Origin of the sequence: Aeromonas sp. 84A, from assembly GCF_051919345.1 — a bacterium.
Taxonomy (GTDB): domain Bacteria; phylum Pseudomonadota; class Gammaproteobacteria; order Enterobacterales; family Aeromonadaceae; genus Aeromonas; species Aeromonas veronii.
This window is the reverse complement of sequence record NZ_JBQBEW010000001.1, coordinates 1,066,178-1,086,372: the sequence shown is the minus strand read 5'-3', so window position 1 is coordinate 1,086,372 and position 20,195 is coordinate 1,066,178. Positions and strand designations below refer to the sequence as shown.

General features: G+C 61.5%; 17 protein-coding genes. 11 read left to right on the top strand and 6 right to left on the bottom strand.

The window, feature by feature from the left end:
* Positions 1-122 precede the first annotated feature (122 nt).
* The gene (locus tag ACTG20_RS05135) at positions 123-905 is read right to left on the bottom strand and encodes a LuxR family transcriptional regulator (RefSeq protein WP_005335753.1); all 783 of its coding nucleotides are present in this window, start codon (positions 903-905) and stop codon (positions 123-125) included.
* A gap of 62 nt (positions 906-967) precedes the next feature.
* Here ACTG20_RS05135 and ACTG20_RS05130 point away from each other — a divergent pair, with 62 nt between their 5' ends.
* The 6 genes from ACTG20_RS05130 to ACTG20_RS05105 all read left to right on the top strand — a co-directional run bounded on the left by ACTG20_RS05130 (position 968) and on the right by ACTG20_RS05105 (position 8,515).
* Complete coding sequence (locus ACTG20_RS05130; protein ID WP_194494942.1) at positions 968-1,618, top strand: acyl-homoserine-lactone synthase; 651 nt, start codon at positions 968-970, stop codon at positions 1,616-1,618.
* A gap of 201 nt (positions 1,619-1,819) precedes the next feature.
* Entirely contained in the window at positions 1,820-2,719 is a 900-nt protein-coding gene (locus ACTG20_RS05125; protein WP_194494943.1) for a LysR family transcriptional regulator ArgP, read from the top strand.
* Positions 2,720-2,818: 99 nt separating this feature from the next.
* On the top strand, positions 2,819-4,855 hold the full coding sequence (locus ACTG20_RS05120; RefSeq protein ID WP_194494945.1) for an exoribonuclease II: 2,037 nt from the start codon (positions 2,819-2,821) through the stop codon (positions 4,853-4,855).
* A 254-nt stretch (positions 4,856-5,109) separates the two neighbouring features.
* Positions 5,110-6,750: a sensor domain-containing diguanylate cyclase gene (locus ACTG20_RS05115; RefSeq protein ID WP_194494947.1), complete on the top strand. Its 1,641-nt coding sequence runs from the start codon at positions 5,110-5,112 to the stop codon at positions 6,748-6,750.
* Positions 6,751-6,754: 4 nt separating this feature from the next.
* Positions 6,755-7,858 (top strand): EAL and HDOD domain-containing protein, encoded by a 1,104-nt coding sequence (locus ACTG20_RS05110; RefSeq protein WP_194495109.1) that lies wholly within the window; start codon positions 6,755-6,757, stop codon positions 7,856-7,858.
* A 66-nt stretch (positions 7,859-7,924) separates the two neighbouring features.
* A complete protein-coding gene (locus tag ACTG20_RS05105; protein WP_005354791.1) occupies positions 7,925-8,515 on the top strand; it encodes an HAD family hydrolase in 591 nt (196 codons plus the stop codon).
* Positions 8,516-8,647: 132 nt separating this feature from the next.
* Here ACTG20_RS05105 and hfq read toward each other — a convergent pair whose 3' ends face one another.
* Positions 8,648-9,007, bottom strand: a complete 360-nt coding sequence (gene hfq, locus ACTG20_RS05100) for an RNA chaperone Hfq (protein WP_005335772.1) — start codon at positions 9,005-9,007, stop codon at positions 8,648-8,650.
* A 176-nt stretch (positions 9,008-9,183) separates the two neighbouring features.
* Between hfq and ACTG20_RS05095 the strand changes: the two genes are divergently transcribed.
* From ACTG20_RS05095 to ACTG20_RS05085, 3 genes are read left to right on the top strand one after another with little or no spacing between them, the layout of a single operon-like run.
* Positions 9,184-10,455, top strand: coding sequence for a paraquat-inducible protein A (locus tag ACTG20_RS05095; RefSeq protein ID WP_194494948.1), 1,272 nt, complete (start codon positions 9,184-9,186; stop codon positions 10,453-10,455).
* Positions 10,448-12,097, top strand: coding sequence for an intermembrane transport protein PqiB (pqiB, locus tag ACTG20_RS05090; protein ID WP_194494950.1), 1,650 nt, complete (start codon positions 10,448-10,450; stop codon positions 12,095-12,097). The genes ACTG20_RS05095 and pqiB overlap by 8 nt, the downstream gene beginning before the upstream one ends.
* The gene (locus ACTG20_RS05085; protein ID WP_194494952.1) at positions 12,094-12,663 is read left to right on the top strand and encodes a PqiC family protein; all 570 of its coding nucleotides are present in this window, start codon (positions 12,094-12,096) and stop codon (positions 12,661-12,663) included. The genes pqiB and ACTG20_RS05085 overlap by 4 nt, the downstream gene beginning before the upstream one ends.
* A 126-nt stretch (positions 12,664-12,789) precedes the next feature.
* Here ACTG20_RS05085 and araC read toward each other — a convergent pair whose 3' ends face one another.
* The 4 genes from araC to ACTG20_RS05065 form a co-directional block, all read right to left on the bottom strand.
* Entirely contained in the window at positions 12,790-13,701 is a 912-nt protein-coding gene (gene araC, locus ACTG20_RS05080) for an arabinose operon transcriptional regulator AraC (RefSeq protein ID WP_194494954.1), read from the bottom strand.
* A 132-nt stretch (positions 13,702-13,833) separates the two neighbouring features.
* Positions 13,834-14,835: an L-arabinose ABC transporter permease AraH gene (araH, locus tag ACTG20_RS05075; protein ID WP_043165211.1), complete on the bottom strand. Its 1,002-nt coding sequence runs from the start codon at positions 14,833-14,835 to the stop codon at positions 13,834-13,836.
* Between the two features lie 48 nt (positions 14,836-14,883).
* A complete protein-coding gene (araG, locus tag ACTG20_RS05070) occupies positions 14,884-16,383 on the bottom strand; it encodes an L-arabinose ABC transporter ATP-binding protein AraG (RefSeq protein ID WP_194494955.1) in 1,500 nt (499 codons plus the stop codon).
* Positions 16,384-16,455: 72 nt separating this feature from the next.
* Positions 16,456-17,439, bottom strand: coding sequence for an arabinose ABC transporter substrate-binding protein (locus ACTG20_RS05065; RefSeq protein WP_042081554.1), 984 nt, complete (start codon positions 17,437-17,439; stop codon positions 16,456-16,458).
* A gap of 361 nt (positions 17,440-17,800) precedes the next feature.
* On the opposite strand from ACTG20_RS05065, the gene ACTG20_RS05060 reads away from it, so the two are divergent.
* Positions 17,801-19,492, top strand: a complete 1,692-nt coding sequence (locus ACTG20_RS05060) for a ribulokinase (RefSeq protein ID WP_194494957.1) — start codon at positions 17,801-17,803, stop codon at positions 19,490-19,492.
* A complete protein-coding gene (locus ACTG20_RS05055) occupies positions 19,489-20,187 on the top strand; it encodes an L-ribulose-5-phosphate 4-epimerase (RefSeq protein WP_194494959.1) in 699 nt (232 codons plus the stop codon). Before ACTG20_RS05060 ends, ACTG20_RS05055 begins: the two co-directional genes overlap by 4 nt.
* The last annotated feature ends 8 nt before the right edge of the window (positions 20,188-20,195 follow it).

Genomic DNA, 20,195 nt, shown 5'->3' with positions numbered 1-20,195 from the left:
ATTCATTTTGCTAATAAAAACCGGCATACCCAGCCGCTGTTCCAGCCCTTGTCAATTACCGGATCTGACAATTGTGACCCTCAGAGTGCGGCAGGAGAATCTGTTGCGCCTGTGGGCTCAGCCTACTGCAGCAATCTGGGGAAGTTGGTAACCACAACTTGCTCCAGATTGGGTAGCAACAGCCCCGTACTAACCCCTTTGGCAATGGCCTGATAGCGGTTCATTGAGCCGGTTTTGCGGGTGACCTGATTGAGATGGTAATTGACCGTGCGCTCCGTGATCCCGAGGATGCAGGCGATCTCGCTAGAGGTCTTCCCTTCACTTGCCCAGAACAGGCACTCGGTCTCGCGCTCGGTCAAGGGGTCTTTACCCGCACTGTCCATCATGCTGAAACGCACCACCCGAATGGCCGCCTCGAAGATGTAATTGGACATCCAGGAGAGGATCGGCGAGGACTCCAGCAGCAGGTCGCTCGAGGCCCGCTCGGAGGTGATGAAGGAGAGAATACCGTTCTCCCCGGCAGCACCGTGCAGAGGGAAGGAGATGCCGTTACGCAACCCGAACTCGGCTGCCAACCCCATCACGTCCATGGTTCCCTCCTGCAGAAAACTGGCCCGCTCATCGAGGCGGTTCCAGTAAATGGGCAGCGTCTGCTTGCGTGCCAGCCGGATCACCGGATCGCACGCCAGCATGTTGTTTTCGGTATAGGCCTGCACCCAGGAATCGGGACACTGGTTGAACAGCACCACCTTGGGCCTTTGCATCGACATCGGCAGGATCAGGGCGAAGCGATAGTAGTCATAGCCCATCCCGAGCGTAAAGCGACCGATCAGTTCGGCCAGACGATTGCCGTCCGTCACCGAAGTGAAATGTTCGAGGTACTCAAGCAGTTGGTCTCTGTTCATATGAAAGCCCCCTTGGCCAGACATGTGATTATAACGGCGAATAGCAAGATAGAGGGTCCATAATGTTGGTTTTTAAAGGAAAATTGAGAGAACATCCACGAAACGAGGTGGAGAATGAACTCTATCGCTTTCGAAATCGCGTCTTTTCCGACCGGCTAGGCTGGGATGTCGAGTCTCATCGGGGACTGGAGCGTGACAACTTCGACACGCCAGACACCCATTGGGTTCTGATCGAGGACGAACAAGGGCTGTGTGGCTGTATTCGTCTGCTCAACTGTGCCGATGCCTATATGCTACCCACCATCTTCCCCACCGCCCTTGCCGGTGAAAGCGCGCCACGCACCCCCGATGTCTGGGAACTCACCCGTCTGGCTATCGATGCCCAGCGCGCACCGCGCATGAGCAATGGCGTCAGCGAACTCACTTGCGTCATCTTCCGCGAGGTCTATGCCTTCGCCCATGCCCACGGGATCCGGGAGCTGGTCGCCGTCGTCAGCCTGCCGGTGGAGCGCATCTTCCGCCGACTTGGCCTGCCCATCGAGCGGCTCGGTCATCGGCAGGCGGTCGATCTGGGGGCGGTAAGGGGCGTAGGCATCCGCTTCCATCTGGATGAGCGCTTCGCGCAGGCAGTCTCCCAACCTCTGCTGGGCCATTATCAAACCAGCCATTATCCACTGCAGCAACCGTCACCGGTGTTGGCAGTTCACTCATAAAAAATCCCGGGAAAACAGACCCGGGATAAAGATGTCGCTACGATCTGCGCAGGGCTACCCCATGCGGCACCAGAGAGTATCCTCCCTCAATGGCCTGACCACTACTGTCAAAAATCACAGCGCAACGCCCCTTCCGCCGCCCATTGTTGTCCCCTGCCGAGTGACGTAGAGTCAGTCCTTGGGCAACGGAAGGGGGAGAAGATGAAAGAGCTGGACTACAAACTGCTGCGGGCGCTGGATGCGGTACTGCAGGAGCAGAACTTCGATAGAGCGGCCAAGTCGCTCCATATCACCCAGTCGGCCATCTCCCAGCGGATCAAGCAGCTGGAGCAACAGTTTGCCGAGCCACTACTCATTCGAAGCCAGCCACTGCAGGCCACCGCGCTCGGTCAGAAGCTGCTGGCCCACTATCGGCAGGTACATCAGCTCGAGCTCGAACTGGCAGGGGAGCTGGCTCCCGATGAACCGCAGGGGCCAATCCGGATCAGCATCGCCGTGAACGCCGACAGCCTGGCCACCTGGTTCCTGCCCGCCATTGCCCCCTTGTTGAAACAGCACCCCATCGAACTCAACCTGCTGGTCGATGACGAGAGCCGCACCCTCGACAAGGTCCGCGAGGGTCAGGCCTTTGGTGCGGTCAGCCTGCATCCCCAGCCGCTGGCGGGTTGCTGCGTCGACGAGCTCGGTGAGATGAACTATCTGCTTACCGCCAGCCCCGCCTTCGTAGCCCGCCACTTCCCTCGCGGCCTGACCCGCGATGCGCTGGCCAAGGCACCGGCGGTGGCGTTCGATCAGCGCGATGACATGCATGTGAGCTTTATGAGGGAACACTTCGGGCTGGAGCCCGGCGGTTATCCTTGCCATACGGTCCACTCGTCAGAGGCCTTCGTCGCCATGGCCGAACAGGGGCTGGCCTACTGCCTCATTCCCGAATTGCAGATAAGAGGCCAGCTGGCTGACGGGTCACTACTCAACCTCAGTCCCGACCACGTCCTGATGGAACGCCTCTACTGGCACCGCTGGGTACTGGAAAAAGGGGTTCACAAGCAGCTCTCCCAACGCCTTATCGACCATGCCAGATCGCAGTTGAAACCACGCTGAGCAGGCCATTCACCTTGGCTTTGCAGGGCTAAAAACGTATAGTGCTGGGCGATCCTTCATCAGGTCTCCACCCAGGTTTTCACTTCAGGTTCCTCACTTATGTTCCAAGACAATCCGCTGCTGGCCCAGCTCAAGCAACAAATCCGCGAAAACATCCCGAAGAAAGAGGGTGTGATCCGCGCCTCGGACCGGGGCTTCGGCTTTCTGGAAGTCGATGAGAAGACCAGCTATTTCGTGCCGCCTCCCTACATGAAGAAGGTGATGCACGGTGACCGGGTGACCGCCCTGATCCGCACCGAAAAAGAGAAGGAAGTGGCCGAGCCGGATACCCTGCTGGAGCAGTCCGTCACCCGCTTCGTGGCCCGGGTCAAGATGTTCCGCGACCGCCTCAACGTGGTTGCCGACCATCCGCTGATCAAGGATGCCATCAAGGCCCGCGTCAAGAAGGGTCTGGATGAGAAAGAGTTCAAGGAAGGTGACTGGGTGGTGGCGACCCTCAAGCGCCATGCGCTGGTCGACGGCAACTTCTCTGCCGAGATCATCCAGAAGATCGCCGCCCAGGAAGATCACAATGTGCCCTGGTGGGTGGTGCTTGCGCGCCACAATCTGGCCCAGGTCGAGCCGGCTGACTTGCCGGAGTGGAAGGTGATCGAAGAGGAAGAGCTGCCCCGTCGTGACCTGACCAAGGTGCCCTTCTTCACCATCGACGGTGCCAAAACCAAGGATATGGACGATGCGCTGGCCATCACCAAGCTGGATAACGGCTGGGAGCTGCTGGTCGCCATCGCTGACCCGACCGCCTATGTGGCCGAAGGGAGCGAGCTGGACAAAGAGGCCGCCCAGCGCGCCTTTACCGTCTACATGCCGGGCCGCAACGTGCCGATGATCCCGCGCACCCTCTCCGACGAGCTCTGCTCCCTGAAAGAGGGTGAGGAGCGCAACACCCTGTGCGCTCGTCTGCTGATCGCCGAAGATGGTCTGCTGCTGGAGGAGACCGAGTTCTTCGCCGCCCGCATCTGCTCCCACGCCCGCCTCAACTATGACGACGTCTCCGACTGGGCCGAGCATGGCAAAGAGCTGTCCATCGACGCAGGCGTACTGGCCCAACTGCCGCTGATGAAGGCAATGACCGAGGCGCGCATCGCGTGGCGAACCGAGCATGCGCTGGTATTCCCGGATCGTCCCGACTACGACTTCGAGCTGAGCGAGAATGGCGAAGTGCTGGCTATCCACGTCGAACCGCGCCGCATCGCCAACCGCATGGTGGAAGAGTCGATGATCGCCGCCAACATCTGCGCCGGTCGCATGCTGGGCAAGAGCGTCGGTTATGGCATCTTCAACGTTCACACCGGCTTTGACGAAGAGTCCCTCGACGGCGCCATCGACCTGCTGAAGAGTGCCGAAGCCCCGTTCGAGCGCGACGAGATCGCCAGCCTCTCCGGCTTCTGCGCCCTGCGCCGCTGGATCGACAACCTCGACACCCGCTGGCTGGACGGCAAGATCCGCCGCTTCCAGAGCTATGCGCTGATGTCCTCCGAACCGGGCGCCCACTACGGTCTGGGTCTGGATGCCTACGCCACCTGGACCTCCCCAATCCGTAAATACGGCGACATGGTCAACCATCGTCTGCTCAAAGCGGTCATCGCCGGCAAGACCCCGGGTGAGCGCCCGAGTCAGGAGCTCACCGAGCATCTGACCGCCTGCCGCCGCCTGCACCGCATGGTGGAGCGTGACATCGGCGACTGGCTCTATGTTCGCTACCTGAAAGCCGCCGCAGGCACCGATCAGGTATTCAACGCCGAGATCATCGACGTGATGCGTGCCGGTCTCAAGCTGCGTCTGCAGGAGAACGGCGCAGTGGTCTTCCTGCCTGCCCGCCATATTCTCGACAACAAGGATCGGCTGGAGTGCAACTGGGACAACGGCCGCGTCTATCTGGACAAGACCGAGGTGGTCTACGAGCTCGGCCAGATCATCGAGGTCAAGCTGACCGAAGCGGTAGAAGAGACCCGCTCCCTTATCGCCAAACCGGCTGTGGATCTGGTGCCGGGCCCGGCACCGGAAGCCCCGGCGGCCGAGAGTGCGCCAACCGATAGCAGTGAAACGCCCGCTGAGGCTGCCCCCAAGGCAGAATAAGCCGCGCAGAATCATCTGATCTGCCCGAGAGCCCGCCATCGTGCGGGCTCTTTTTTGCCCGGCATCCCGCCCTACAAGCTGCCATATATACCGTTATGGCACACAGTTCTAGCCACGATTGGCAGATAATGCAGTGAATGTCTCCACAAGCAGGGCTGAAAGCAACGGTTATGTGCGCCGCCTCTCCTTTCTGACATATTAATCAAGGAGAAATATGTCTATACTCGCTTGGGTACAACCCAAGGGATATTGGTATGCAGGAATGGGACCCGGAACACTTCACCAACTTCGCTCAGTTATGCGAAGTGAGCCTCGCCACCATCCGTGAAAAGACCGATGCCGAACGCCTCTACCTCTGGCTAAAAGCCCCCGAACCGCAGCTCTACAGCTTTCAGCTCGATCAGGGGCTGACCACGCTTGATCTCGCCCATCTCGGTCAACTGACCCTGCCCCACCACCTGATCGACAAGGCGATGGAGAAGGGACAACTGGTGATCGAGCAGCTCCCACCACCGCCGGATCCCGGCGAAAATGTGGAGCCCGCCCAGCCGCAGTTACGCGCCTGTTTCCCTCTCAAGCGTCACATGAAGCTGGAAGGGGTCATCTATCTGGAGACCCGCCGCCGCATCGATCGCCTCTCCTCCCACCAGCGTCAGGGCATCCAGCTCCCTATCCACTATCTGACTGCCGAGCTCAGCAATCACCTGCTCTCCAGCCAGGTCAATCAGGAGCGGGACCAGCGGCTCCATACCCAGACCGATCTGGTTCAGAGTCAGGCACTGCAAGGCTCCTTCCTCACCATGTTGCAGGCGCTGCACATGGTCAGCGTTACCCTCTCCCGCAGTCGCAGCGAGAACGACCTGCTGCGGGATGCCGTGCTGCTGGCCCGCAAGGAGCTGCAGTTCGATCGGGTTGCCATCTTCCTGATCGAACCCGATGGCAAGACCATGCGCGGCACCTGGGGCACCAGCGAGGAGGGCGAGCTGATGGATGAACACAACTTCATCAGCCCCATTCCGGATCACCCCACGGTGCAAGAGGCGCTCAGGCGCAAGGATTACGTGCTGGTGATGGAAGATACCCCCCTCTACTACGAGAAGCAGCAGGTGGGCCGTGGCTGGAACGCCATGGTATCGCTATGGGATGGCACCACTCCCATCGGCTGGATCGCCGCCGACAACCTGCTCTGGCACCGTCCGCTCAAAGCCTATCAGAGCGAGATCTTCAAACAGTACGCCGCCATCCTGTCGCAACTGCTGATCCGCCAGCGCACCCAGGAGCAGCTAGAAACCCTCAACCGCCAGCTGGAGGCCCGGGTCGCCGAGCGCACCATGCAGCTGGCCGAGACCAACCGTGCGCTGGAGGAGGCAAATCACCGCCTCTCCCTGCTGTCGCTGGAAGATCCCCTCACCGGCATCGCCAACCGGCGCCAGTGGGACATCACCATGCAGCGGGAGTGGGAGTGGGCACGGCGCACCCAGAACCTGCTGGCGGTATTGATGATCGACGTCGACGAGTTCAAGGCCTACAACGACCACTTCGGCCATGCCAAGGGGGATCTCTGCCTGCAACAGGTGGCCCATGTGCTGCGGGATGCAGAGCGGCGCTGCACCAATCTGGTCGCCCGTTACGGCGGGGAAGAGTTCGTCATTCTGCTCTGCGCCCCCCAACCCGGTGAGGCCGAACAGCTGGCCGGACGGATCCACGATGGTCTTGCCCGCTTGAAAATGCCCCATCCCGCCTCGCGGGTTGCTGATTTCATTACGGTTAGCATAGGCTTTAGCTATCTGGTTCCCTCCCAGGACGGAGCATGGCAGACCCTGACCGAACAGGCTGACCAAGCGCTCTACCATGCCAAGTCACAAGGGAGGGCGCGCACTCTGGCCTATCGGTGATCCCATGCTGTTGCGTCGCTACCCCATCTTCAATCGTCGCCTGGCTCTGGTGGCCTACGGCATCGACTATCAGCTCAGTTCACCGGCCGAATGGCCTTCACTGGCGCAACATAGCCGCCTGCTGGCGCAGGGGCGTCAATATCTGGTGCCCTTCACCCACGAACAGCTCTATGAACAGCGTCCCCTGCTGCTGGATCAGGACGCGATCCCGCTGGTTGAAGCCTCCAGCGAACGCCAGCCCAACTCGTTCCCGGTGCTGGAGCAGTGGCGCGACAGTCGGCGCAGACTGGCGGTACATGGCGCCAACCGGGATCCGCGCTGGCTCGGCGCCAGCCGCCTGCTGGTGTACTGGATGGGGGAAGAGGGGATCTGCCAGCCCACCGAACACAAGCGGATGGCGCTGAACATCGAAACCTGGGCGGATTTTCTCCCGCTGCGGGAGGCGGGGGTCGACTTCTTTGCCGGCGGCTTTCTCGCCCGTCCCGAGCTGGTCAATCAGCGGGCCAACCAGCCCGATATGGCGCTGGTACAGCAGATCCTCCAGCTCATCTGCCACGAAGAGTTCTCCTTCGCCCAGGTAGCCCGCCTGCTGGAGCAGGATGCCTGGCTGCCCGGCCTGCTGCTCACCTACGTCAACGCCCCCGGCTTCGATCATGCCGCCCCCATCACCTCGGTGCCCCGCGCCCTCTCCTATCTGGGGGAGCAGGAGATCCGCAAGTTCGTGCTGATCAACGGTCTGGCCCGGGTAAGCCAGCACATGCCGGAGGCCTGCACCCGCATGGCAATCGCCCGCGGCCGCTTCTGCGAGTTGATTGCCCTCACCGCCCTCGGTAAAGCGGAGGCAAGCTGGGCGTTTCTGGTGGGACTGGTGCTCGATGGATCTCTGCTGTCTGAGCCGTTGATGGCCCACCTGCCCAAGAGCGTGCAGCGCGCCATCGAACAGCACGAAGGGCCACTCTTTCATCTGTTTCAGCTGGTCAGCACCTATGAACAGGGCAACTGGGCCCTGCTGGAACAGCTTGCCCCCAAATATCAACTCGATCCGGCCCAGCTCACCCCCGTCTATTTTCAGTCACAAATGTGGGGGCAAGCGTTTCTCACCAGCTAGGTGATGGCGAGGCGGGGAGCCACTGGCTAGAATGGGCTCCCTTTTTTCAGAGACAGACCCCGCACCATGACCCTTTCCGGATTCCAAGGCCTGGTCTTTGACCTTGATGGCACCCTGGTCGACTCCATGCCGCTGCACCTCGCCGCCTGGGAACATACCGCCCGCGAGTTTGGCTTTCACTTCGACGCCGACTGGTTCTATGAGCTGGGTGGCATGCCGAGCCGCAAGATAGCCCTGCTGGTGGCACAGGAGCAGCAGATCCCCCTCGATCCGCTCGAAGTCACCCGCTGCAAGACCGCCCACTATGTGGCCAACCTGCACAAGGCTACCGTCTTTCCGGCCATGCAGGCGCTGGTCGAGCGCTATCATGGCGTCATCCCGATGGGGATCGGCACCGGCTCGCCCCGCATCAATGCCGAAGCGGTGCTGCGCAACACCGGGCTGGATCGCTACTTCTCCGTGGTGGTCACCGCAGACGATGTGGAGCTGCACAAGCCCAATCCGGACACCTTCCTGCTGGTCGCCAGCAAGCTGGGGGTCGAGCCATCAGGCTGTCTGGTGTTTGAAGATACCGGTATCGGGGTACAGGCCGGAGAAGCGGCGGGTATGCAGACCTGCATGGTCAAAGAGGGTCAACCAGTCGGCATAACGGCGTAGTGCGGAAAAAAATATCGCCCTGTAAGGGGCGATAACCGGAACCGGCTCTCATACGGGACATGAATGAAAATGAGAGCAGGTTCCGTCAGCCGCTGACGCAGGGCGCGTCAACGAGGAGTGCGGGGCAGACGATTACTCGTTGTTGCCGCCGCCCTGATTGTCGTCATAACGACCCGGCGCACCGTGGGGGCGCGGCGCCATGGAGACACGTGGCTTGCGAGCACGCTGGATATTCACCTGCGGACGGCCGGTGTGCATGGCAATGGTGGAGATCTTGGCCTTGTAGACCAGCTGCTGGTTACCATGAGCATCGGTCAGCAGCACGCTGTACTGGTCGAACCCGCTGATGGTGCCTTCCAGCTTGATGCCGCTCACCAGAAAAATAGCGACCTGACTGCGGTTCTTGCGCAACCAGTTGAGGGCAGAATCTTGCCCGTTCCCGAGGGAGAAGGCTTGCTCAATCGTGGAGTAGCTGGGGGATTCAGTTGTCATAAATTATTGTCCCGCGGAAAAAAAGTGGCGTTTGATTGTGCTAAATGGGCACTGGCTTGTCAAAGTCATTCTCACTCCCGCCAGCAATAGCGGCCTCCGGGGGCTGGTCGCTGACCAGCACAACTGCGATAATCGCCAGCTCTGGCTCTACCACGGGCCTTATCTGGGGTTTTATCTTGCATCCGGTTTCACACCAACACCACACCACCTATGTCCATGATGCCACTGCCTGCGAAGAGTGTGACCTGCTGATACCGGCCACACCGCTCGAGGTGGGACAGGCCAGCTGCTGCCCCCGTTGCGGACACACCCTGAGTCGCCACCTGCCACAGCAGGAGTTGCGGCCGATCTCCTACGGGTTCGCGGCACTTATCATGTTCGTGCTCGCCAATGCCTTTACCTTTATGTCCTTCTCGGCCAAAGGGGTGGGCCAGGAGATGACCTTTTTGCAGAGCATCACCACCCTGGTGGATGAGGGCTATCTGTTTCTCGGCGCGGTACTGAGCCTGACCCTGATCGGCCTGCCGCTGGTTTATATGGGCTCCATCATGCTGGTGCTGTGGCGGATCGATAAAGATCTGCACAGCAATGCCCTGCGCTCCCTCGGCCGTCTGCTCTGCCGGATCAAACCCTGGCTGATGGTGGATGTCTTTCTGGTGGGGGTGCTCATCTCGCTGGTCAAGCTGATGGGGATGGCCGACATCAAGATGGGGCTGTCATTCTGGGCTTTCGTCGGTTACACCGTGCTGCTCATCAAGATGATCTCCTCGCTGGATCAGATGTGGCTGTGGCAGCGGCTGTTCGGCCCGACCGAGTCGCGGGAGATCGACCCGGAAGCGGGCGCGCTGGAATCAGGTCTGGTGGGCTGCCACATCTGTGGCGCTCTGAGCGAGGTGGATAGCCACAGCTGCTCCCGCTGCGGCGGCAAGCTGCATGCCCGCAAGCCGGGCGGCCTGAACCGTACCTGGGCGCTGCTGTTTACCTCCGCCATTCTCTACATTCCGGCCAACGTCTATCCCATCATGGATACGGTGTTTCTCGGTGATGACAGCCCCTCCACCATCCTCGGCGGAGTGGTGCTGCTCTGGGCCATGGGCTCATACCCCATAGCTGCGGTGATCTTTTTCGCCAGCGTGGTGGTGCCGCTGGTGAAAATACTGGCGCTATTCTGGCTTTGCTATATGGTGCAGCGCGGCAATGTCACCTCCCCCCTTGGCAAGCTCAAACTCTATCGCATGACCGAATTTGTCGGACGCTGGTCGATGATCGACGTCTTCGTGGTGGCCATTCTGGCGGGCCTGATCCGGCTCGACAATCTGATGACCATCTACCCCGGCCCTGCGGCCGTCGCATTTGCAGGTGTGGTGCTGATCACCATGGTCGCCGCCATGAGTTTCGACTCCCGCCTGATCTGGGATTTACAACAAGGAGAACGCGAACGTGAGTGAGCGTAAAAAAAGGTGGAAACCGGGCTCTGACTTTCTGAGCTCTGCCGCCGCAATCTGGATGGTGCCCCTGCTGGCGCTGTTCATCGGTCTCTGGATGCTGTTCCAGCACTGGTACTCCCAGGGCCCCAGCTTCACCCTGACAGTCGCCACTGCCGAGGGCATAGTCGCTGGCAAGACGGTGATCCGCTCCCGCGAAGTGGACGTCGGCCGTATCGAGGCCGTCGAGCTGAGCGATGACTACAGCCATGCCGTGCTGAAAGGACGGCTGACCAATACCGCCTCCGGCATGCTGCGCGGTGACAGCCAGTTCTGGGTGGTCAAACCCAGAGTGGGCCGTGAAGGGGTATCGGGTCTGAGCACCCTGCTCTCCGGCGCCTATATCGAGCTAGCCCCCGGCAAGAAAGGTCGGGCGCGGGACGAATACGCCATGCTCGACAAACCGCCGCTCGCCTCCCTCGATGCCAAGGGGCTGCGTCTCACCCTCAGCAGTCGCGACACTCGCGCGCTCGGGGAAGGCTCCCCCATCAACTATCAGGGCTTCACCATAGGTCAGGTGGAAGAGGCGAAGTTCCTGCCCGAGAAGAGCGAGATGCAGTATCAAATCTTCATCCACGCCCCCTATGACATTCTGGTGAGCAGCAACTCCCGCTTCTGGATGACCCCGGGCTTCGAGGTCTCCATGAGCAGCGAGGGGATGAAGGTGAAGATGGATTCGCTGGAGAGCCTGATCGATGGCGGCATTACCATGGGTCTGCCACCCGGCTGGGCGCCTGGCGAACCGGTCAAACAGATGGAAGGGTTCACCCTGTTCCAGGATGAGGCGAGCGTGCTGGCCGGTAGTCTGGATCAGTTCATCGACTACGTCTTCCTGTTCGATGACAACGTGGGTGGCCTGCACCCGGGCGCGGCGGTGCAGTATCGCGGCATTCGGGTCGGTACCGTCATCTCCGCCCCCTACCTCATCGAGGACAAGGGCGTGCAGATCTTCAAGAGCCGCCAGATCCCGGTGCTGGCTCGCATCGAGGTACAGCGCCTCTCCCACCGCTATGCCAAGGCGGAGAAGGATCAGTGGCGTGCCCTGTTCGGCAAGCAGTTCAAGGAGGGGTTGCGTGCCAGCCTCAAGACCTCGAGCCTGCTGACCGGCGGCAAGATCATCGACCTCAACTTCTATCCGGACGCGCCACGTTTCGAACAGGCCAAGCTGGCCGGTTATCAGGTCTTCCCCACCGTGCAGGGCGGGCTGGATCAGATCGAGCGCAAGGTGAACCTCATCCTCGACAAGTTTGTCGACATGGACATGGCGACCACCCTGACCAAGGTCAACGGGTCACTGACCACCCTGGATGGCACCCTGAAGAACATCAGTGCAGTCAGCGCCAACCTGAACAAGCTCACTGCCAAGGATTCCACCCAGCAGCTGCCCGCCTCGCTCAACGAGAGCCTCAAGCAGTTGCAGGAGACCTTGCAGGCCTATGACGCCCAATCGCAGACCAATCAGGATCTGCGTCAGTCGGTGCAGACCCTCAATCAGTTGATGCGCGAACTGCAGCCGCTGGTGCACTCCCTCAACGAGCAGCCCAGCTCGCTGATCTTCGATCGCGCGCATCCATCGGACCCTGAGCCCAAGCGAGGCAAACAATGAAAAAACAGATCCTGACGCTGGCCCTGCTGGGCCTGCTGGCGGGTTGCAGCAGCCAGCCAAGCCTGCACTACTACTCGCTCGATGCAGACAGCCAGCAACCCGTGACGGCCCCGGCCCAACCGCAGCACCAGCTGGTGCTGCGCCCGGTGGCGCTGGCCAGCCAGCTCGACCGGATCAGTCTGGTCTATCAGCTGGAAGGACAAGAGCTCCACTTCACCGAGTACCATCGCTGGGCCGGTGCGCTGGACGATCAGCTCAACCAGCTCACCCTCAATGGCCTCTCCACCCGCCTGCCGGGCTGGGTGGTGCGGCAGGATGGCGCCCGCAAGGGGCCGGTGCTGACCATTCTGGTGGAGCGCTTTCAGGGCCGTCATGACGGCAGCGCCGTGCTGAGCGGTCGCTGGCGCCTGCTGGCGGAAGATGGCACCGTGCTGCGCGATGCTCCCTTCCGTCAGGAGCGAGTACTGCCGGCCGATGGCTACAACGCACTGGTGAACGAACTGGGTCAGGGCTGGCAACAGCTGCTCGACCAGATCGCCGCCGAGGTGCGCCAGAGCGCCAGCTAATCGCCCATCCGCCGATTGCAGAGATAAAAAAACGACGCCAGCTGGCGTCGTTTCACATTGCAGCCCCCCGCGAAAGAAAGTGTTGAGTCTAGTTTTGAATCTTCGCAATCTAGCTGAAACCTGATGTCATAACGGAGTAGCACATTTCCGATATTCTGAAGGACTGGCCCCCACCCGTTTTTTGAACACTCGCGAGAAATAGAGCTGATCGTCATAGCCTACCTGCTGTCCTATGGTCGCCACCGACAAGGGGGTAGTTTGAAGCAGAAGTTTGGCCCGCATGATCCGCTGATCTTCCCGCCAGCGCACTATGCTCACCCCCACCTGCTCGCGGAACAGGTGGGCCAACCGCGAGGGGGACAAGAAGACCTGCTCGGCCAGCGCCTCCACCGAGATCTCGGCGCAGAGGGACTCGCTCAAGATCTGGCACGCCTGGTGAACTCTGTGATCTATGGTGGGGTAGGCACTGAGGGAGGAGGCCTCGTAACAGCGGATGAGCAGCCGCTCCAGCAGGTTCATAGCGAGCTGCTCCGACATGGGTCTGAGCTGCTGGTGGGTCTCTTCGATGTCGAGGAAGAGGGCGTCAAATTCGGCGAGCAGCTGGCTGTCAGCCAGTTGCAATCGCCCCACCCGCTCCGTCACCTGAGGCCACTTGAGCCAGTCGGCCCAGTAGGCCCGCGGCCGGAAATAGACCCAGCGGTGATACCACTCTCGGGCATCCGGCGCCCGGCCGTAATAGTGCACGGCCGCGGGCGGGAACAGCAGCAGGTCGCCGGGCTCCACGGTGAAGGCATGATCCCCCTGAAAGATCTGCCCCTTGCCCCTGATGGTCAGGTTGACGATGAAACCTTTCATACCCTGGGGCCGGTCGATGATGAAGTCGAGGGCGCTCCCTTGCTCTATGGGGGTCATGCCCGAGACCAGGAAGACGTCGAAGGCGTAACCCGGCAACAGGGGATTGAGTTGTTTCGGCTTCTCTTTTTGCATCGAAGACATGGCGGAAAACAGCGCTTGGGTAAAAAAATCGGCTTGGGCCATTGTAGAGATCCGGCGTTGGAACAACCTATTTTCGCAAGCGGCCTGATGTGAATTTATTGAACTGGCTCACAGCTTGCGTGAAGGAGGCACCAGACCAGCGAAGGCCGACCTGATGCCTGAGGGCGCAACCGCTCAGACGCGCGCCTTGCGGACCTGTTTGTAGCGGTCGAACAGCACGGCGGCGAGCAGGATAAGGCCACGCACCACGTACTGAGCAAACGGGGAGATGTTGAGCAGGTTCATGGCGTTCTCCATCAGCCCCAGGATCAGCACCCCGGCGATGATGTAGGAGATCTTGCCGATCCCCCCCTTCATGGAAACCCCTCCCAGCACGCAGGCGGAGATCACCACCAGCTCGAAGCCAATGGAGGTCATCGGCTGACCCGAGGTCATGCGCGAGGCGAGTATGATGCCGGCGATGGAGGCAATCAGCCCGGTCATGGTGAAGATGATGATCTTGGTGCGCACCACGTTGACCCCGGCCAGACGCGCCGCCTCCTCATTACCCCCCATGGCCAGGGTGTTGCGGCCGAAGGTGGTCTTGTTGAGCAGCAGGCCAAACAGCACGAAGCAGACGGCGGTCAACCAGACCGGGGTCGGGATGCCGAGCAGGGCGGAGTTGCCGAGCTCGAAGAAACGCTCCTCGACGATGCCGACCGCCTTGCCGTCGGAGATGATGTAGCCCACCCCGCGCGCCATCTGCATGGTGGCGAGGGTGGTGATGAGGGCGTTGATCTTGAATTTGGCCACCACGATGCCGTTGATGAGGCCAAACAGCACCCCCACCGACATGCCGGCCAGGATGCCCACCGTGATGCTCTCGGTGGCGTTGATGCCCACCGCGCAGGCGACGCCGGAGCAGGCAACCACTGAGCCCACCGACATGTCGAACTCGCCGGAGGCGAGGCAGAACAGCATGCCGCAGGCCACCATGCCCGACATAGAGACGGCGAGCCCGAGCCCGCGCATGTTGATCAGGCTGGCGAAGTTGGGTACCAGCACGCAGGCCAGCAGGAACAGGATGGCGAAGATCACCAGCATGCCGTATTGATCCCAGACGCGGGCCAGTTGCAGGCGGGAGCCGCTGGCAGTCGCGGCGCTGGCGGCCTGGCCGACTGAGGTAGTAGTTGTCATGGTATTTCTCCTGAAAATTCCGGGTGCTATCTCGTTGCGGTCAGCAGATCAACGGACCGGCATGGCCAGATTGAGCGCCTTGACCTCGTTGGCCTCATCGTGGGAAAGCTCGCCGGCGATCTCCCCCTCCCGCATGACCATGATCCGGTCCGCGATGCCTAGCACTTCCGGCAGCTCGCTCGATACCACCACCACGGCGATGCCCACCTTGGCCAGATCGTAAATCACGTTGTAAATCTCGTTCTTTGCCCCGACGTCGATGCCGCGGGTCGGCTCGTCGAGCAAGATGACCTTCATGTCCTCGGAGAGCCAGCGCCCCAGAATGGCCTTCTGCTGGTTGCCACCAGAGAGGTTCATGATGGCCTGCTGGGGAGACGGGGTCTTGACCCGCATGTCGCGGATCCGCAGCCTCGCGTTCTCGTCCTCCCACTGCTGGTTGATCCAGAAGCCCCCCCACGCGTGGTGACGGCGGGCACTGATGTTGATGTTCTCCTGCACTGAGTGAATGGGGATGATGCCGAGCGCCTTGCGATCTTCGGTACAGAGCATGATGCCGCTGCGAATGGCGTCGATGGGGCTGCCGATGACCACCGGCTTGCCGAACACCGCTATCTCGCCGCAGTGCATCTTGTTGGCGCCGAAGATGAGCTTCATCAGCTCGCTGCGCCCGGCTCCCACCAGCCCGAAGATGCCGAGGATCTCCCCACGTTTGACCTCGAACGATACCGGTGCCTTGAGCCCTGGTCCCATCAGGTTATCTACCTTGAGGCCCGCCTCGCCGAGCGGCCTTGGGCTGTAGCCATAGATGTCGGTCAGCTCACGCCCCACCATGGTCTTGACCAGCAGATCCCGGTCCACCTCGGCCATGGAGGCGAAGGTGCGCACGAACTGGCCATCCTTGAATACCGTGATGGCATCGCACAGGGCGAAGATCTCGTCCATCCGGTGGGAGACGTAGAGAATGACCTTGCCCTCGTCACGCAGTTGTCGGATGACCCGAAACAGCTGCTCGATCTCGCGGGACGACAGGCTGCTGGTCGGCTCGTCGAAGGCGATGACGCTGGCATCCCGGGTCAAGGCCTTGGCGATCTCCACCATCTGCCACTGCCCCAGCGACAGGTACTTGAGCGGCGTCTCGGGGGAGACATCCATGCCGAGGCGCGCCAGCTGCTTAGCCGCATCCTGATAGAGCTTCTCCCGATCGATGACCCCGCGCCGGGTCGGCAGTTGACCGAGGTAGATGTTCTCGGCCACCGTCATCTCGGGCACCAGGTGCAACTCCTGATAGATGATGGCGATCCCGCTCTCCAGTGCATCGACCGTGCTCTGAAAGACCCGCTCCTGGCCGGCCAGCTTCACCACCCCGGTGGTGGGCGACTGGAAACCGCTCAGGATCTTGAGCAGGGTGGACTTGCCTGCGCCGTTTTCCCCCATCAGCGCGTGCACCGTGCCATGCTGGCAGGAGAAGGAGACGTTCTTCAGCGCCTTGACGCCGGGAAACTCCTTGCTGATGCCACAAAACTCTAGATAAGGAACTGACTGATTCATGTTTCACTCCAGCCGACCGGCATGGCGTGCTTCGCCATGCCGGTCTCGGTGTCAGGGTTTAAATGGCGTCAATCACAGACCTTTCTTCTGCAGCTCGACCTTGAAGTTGTCGCGGGTGATGAGCACCACGTCGGTCACCTCGGTGAACTTGGCCGGTTCGGCGCCGTTGACTACCCAGTCATGGAGCATCTGGATGCTCTTGTAACCGTGCACGTCCGGGCTGGGCAACAGGGAGCCCAAGAAGCCGGTGGCGCTGGACTTGGAGAGCTCGTTCACCGCATCCACCCCGTTGATGCCTATGCCGATGACATTCTCGGCCTTGAAGCCCTGCCCTTCGGTGGCGCGCACGCCGCCCAGAACTGTGTTGTCATTCATGCCGACGATGAGCCAGTTCTTCACCTCGGGGTGCTGCACCAGCATGGAGTTGGCGGCATCCAGCGCCCCCGGAATGTCGTTGGCCTTGGTGGGTGAGCGGTAGATCTGGCCTTCGGGGAAACCGGCGGCCTTGAGCGCGCTCAGGGAACCTTCGACCCGGCGACGGGCAGTGTCGAGCTCGTCGGCGGTGATGGCGAGCACCCCGGTCGCCTTTACGTCCCACTGGCGCTTTTGCATCTCCTTGTAGAGCTCCTGGCCCTGACGCTCGCCAATCTTGGTGGCGGCCATCATCACCAGCGGCACCTGCTCCATGGGCTGGCCCTTGGCGTTGACGAACTGGTCGTCCACCGTGATGACCTTCAGATCCATGCTGTTGGCTTTGGCCATGATGGCGGCACCGAGTTTGGGATCCGGGGTACAGATGACGAAGCCCTTGGCGCCATTCGCCGCCAGACTGTCGATGGCATTGAGGGTCTTCTCCCCGTCGGGGACGGCTATCTTGATCACCTCGAAGCCCAGATCCTTGCCCGCCTTGTCGGCGAAGTTCCACTCGGTCTGGAACCAGGGCTCCTCGGGCTGCTTGACCAGGTAGCCCAGCTTCAGCGCTTCGGCCGAGAAAGCAGAATTTGCCATACCAAGGGCGAACCCCATCGCGATCATGCCTTTAACGATTTTGTTCATGCGAGTGTCTCCAGGTGTTCTATCAATCCATGTATCCACGCAGTGCTGCTCATTGAGTCAATCAAATCGCAGCCATATAAAAACATGCTTAAACAGGACGTTATTGTTGTTGCTGGTTGAGCGAACCAAGTTGTAATCGTTTTCACATGGAAAAATGGAGAGCAGGATCACGCCATGAAATTGCAGCCGTTTTGTCTATGTTTTCAGCAAAATAATCACATATCCGATCTTCGATGGCCGTCACCCTCTTGCCGGCATAGCGTTTAAATCCATATTTCCAGCAGCCAATGGCTAACCGCCCGTCCGGTCCATCTCCTATGGTTCCTCCCCAGTCACCCCTCATTGATGGTCAGGAGCACTTATGTCTGAGCACCCCAGGTCCGAGCAGATCACCATCGGACTCGATTTCGGCAGCGATTCGGTCAGGGCACTCGCCGTGCGCTGCCACGACGGCGCCGAGCTGGCGACCCATGTCGTCTATTACCCGCGCTGGCAGGCAGGCCACTACTGCCAACCGGTCAACAACCAGTTCCGCCACCACCCCCTCGACTATCTAGAGTCCATGGAGCAGGCGGTGGTGGCGGTGGTGAGCCAGCTCACGCCGAGTCAGCGCACCGCCGTGCGAGGCATCGGGGTGGATAGCACCGGCTCCACGCCAGCCCCCATCGACAAGGAAGGGCGTGTGCTGGCCCTGCGCCCGGAGTTTGCCGACAACCCCAACGCCATGTTCGTGCTGTGGAAGGATCACACCGCCATCGAGGAGGCCGAGGCCATCACCGCCCTGTGCCACGGCGGCCAGTTCCCCGACTACAGCCGCTACATCGGCGGGGTCTACTCCTCCGAGTGGTTCTGGGCCAAGATCCTGCACGTCTCCCGCAGTGACGCAGCGGTGCGCGCCGCCGCCTGCAACTGGGTCGAACTGTGCGACTGGGTCCCCGCCATCCTGAGCGGCACCCAGGCCCCGGCCGACATCCGGCGCGGACGCTGCTCCGCCGGCCACAAGTCCCTCTGGCACCCGAGCTGGGGCGGCCTGCCCCCCGCCGAGTTTCTCAACGCGCTGGATCCGCTGTTGACCGAGGATCTCGACACCCCGCTCTTTACCGACAGCTGGACCGCCGATCTGCCGGTCGGCACCCTGACCCCCGAGTGGGCGGAGCGGCTGCATCTCTCCTGCGAGGTGGTGATCGCCGGCGGCGCCTTTGACTGCCACATGGGGGCGGTGGGGGCCGGGGCCGGCAAAAATGCGCTGGTCAAGGTGATCGGTACCTCCACCTGCGACATCCTGATCGCCGACGAGGCCACCATCGGCGATCGGACCATTGCCGGGATTTGTGGCCAGGTGGACGGCAGCGTGGTGCCGGGCATGGTGGGGCTGGAGGCGGGACAATCGGCATTCGGCGACATCTATGCCTGGTATCAGCGCCAGCTCAGCTGGCCGCTGGAGAGCCTCGCCGCCCAGTATCCGGAGCTGCGCACCGCCATCGAGGCCCACAGGCGAGATCTGCTGCCAAGCCTCGCCGCCGCCTGGGAGCAGCAGCGCGATCTGGCCCACCTGCCGGTGGTGCTCGACTGGTTCAACGGTCGCCGCACCCCATACGCCAACCAGCGCCTGCAGGGCACCGTCACCGGGCTCAACCTCGGCACCGATGCGCCCGATCTGTTCGGTGCCCTGGTGGCCTCCACCGCCTTCGGGGCCCGCAGCATCATGGAGTGCATGACCAGTCAGCAGGTGCCGGTGGAGCAGGTGATCGCCCTCGGCGGCATCGCCCGCAAGTCGGCCACCGTGATGCAGACCTGCGCCGACGTGATGAACAGGCCCATCCAGGTGGTGGCCTCGGATCAATGCTGCGCCCTGGGGGCGGCCATCTTTGCCGCCGTGGCGGCCGGGATCCACGCCGATGTGGCCAAGGCCCAGCACCACATGGCGAGCGCCGTGGAACGCACCCACCAGCCTGACCCTGAGCGGGTTGCCGAATATGAGCGCCTCTACCAGCGCTACCTCGCCTGGGGCGCCGCCGCCGAGCCGCTCTACAACTGGGGGGTACCGGCATGAACCTCAAGATGCTCAAGGAGCAGGTGCTCATCGCCAACCTGGATCTGCCGCGCCACGAGCTGGTGACCTTCACCTGGGGCAACGTGAGCGGCATCGACAGAGAGCGCAATTTGGTGGTGATAAAGCCAAGCGGCGTCAGTTACGAGCGGATGCTGCTAGAAGACATGGTGGTGCTGGATCTGGCCGGCAAGCAGGTGGAAGGCACCTTGCGCCCCTCCTCCGACACCGCCACCCACCTGGTGCTCTATCGCGCCTATCCCGAGCTTGGCGGCGTGGTGCACACCCACTCCACCCACGCCACCGCCTGGGCCCAGGCGGGGCGCCCCATCCCCATTTTCGGCACCACCCAGGCCGACTACTTTCACGGCGAAATCCCCTGCTCCCGCCTGCTCACTCCGGGCGAAGTGGAGGAGGATTACGAGGGGCTGACCGGTCATCTCATCGTCGAGACCCTCAAGCAGACCCCCATCCTCACCATGCCGGGGGTGCTGGTGGCCAACCACGGCCCCTTCAGCTGGGGCAAGAGCGCCGAGGACGCGGTGCACAACGCCGTAGTACTGGAAGAGGTGGCACGCATGGCCTTGCTCACCGGCCAGATCAACCCCGCAGCCCGCCCCTTGCCCGATTACCTGCTGGAGAAGCACTACCAGCGCAAACATGGCAAACACGCCTATTACGGCCAGACAAAAGCGTAAAAAGAGGA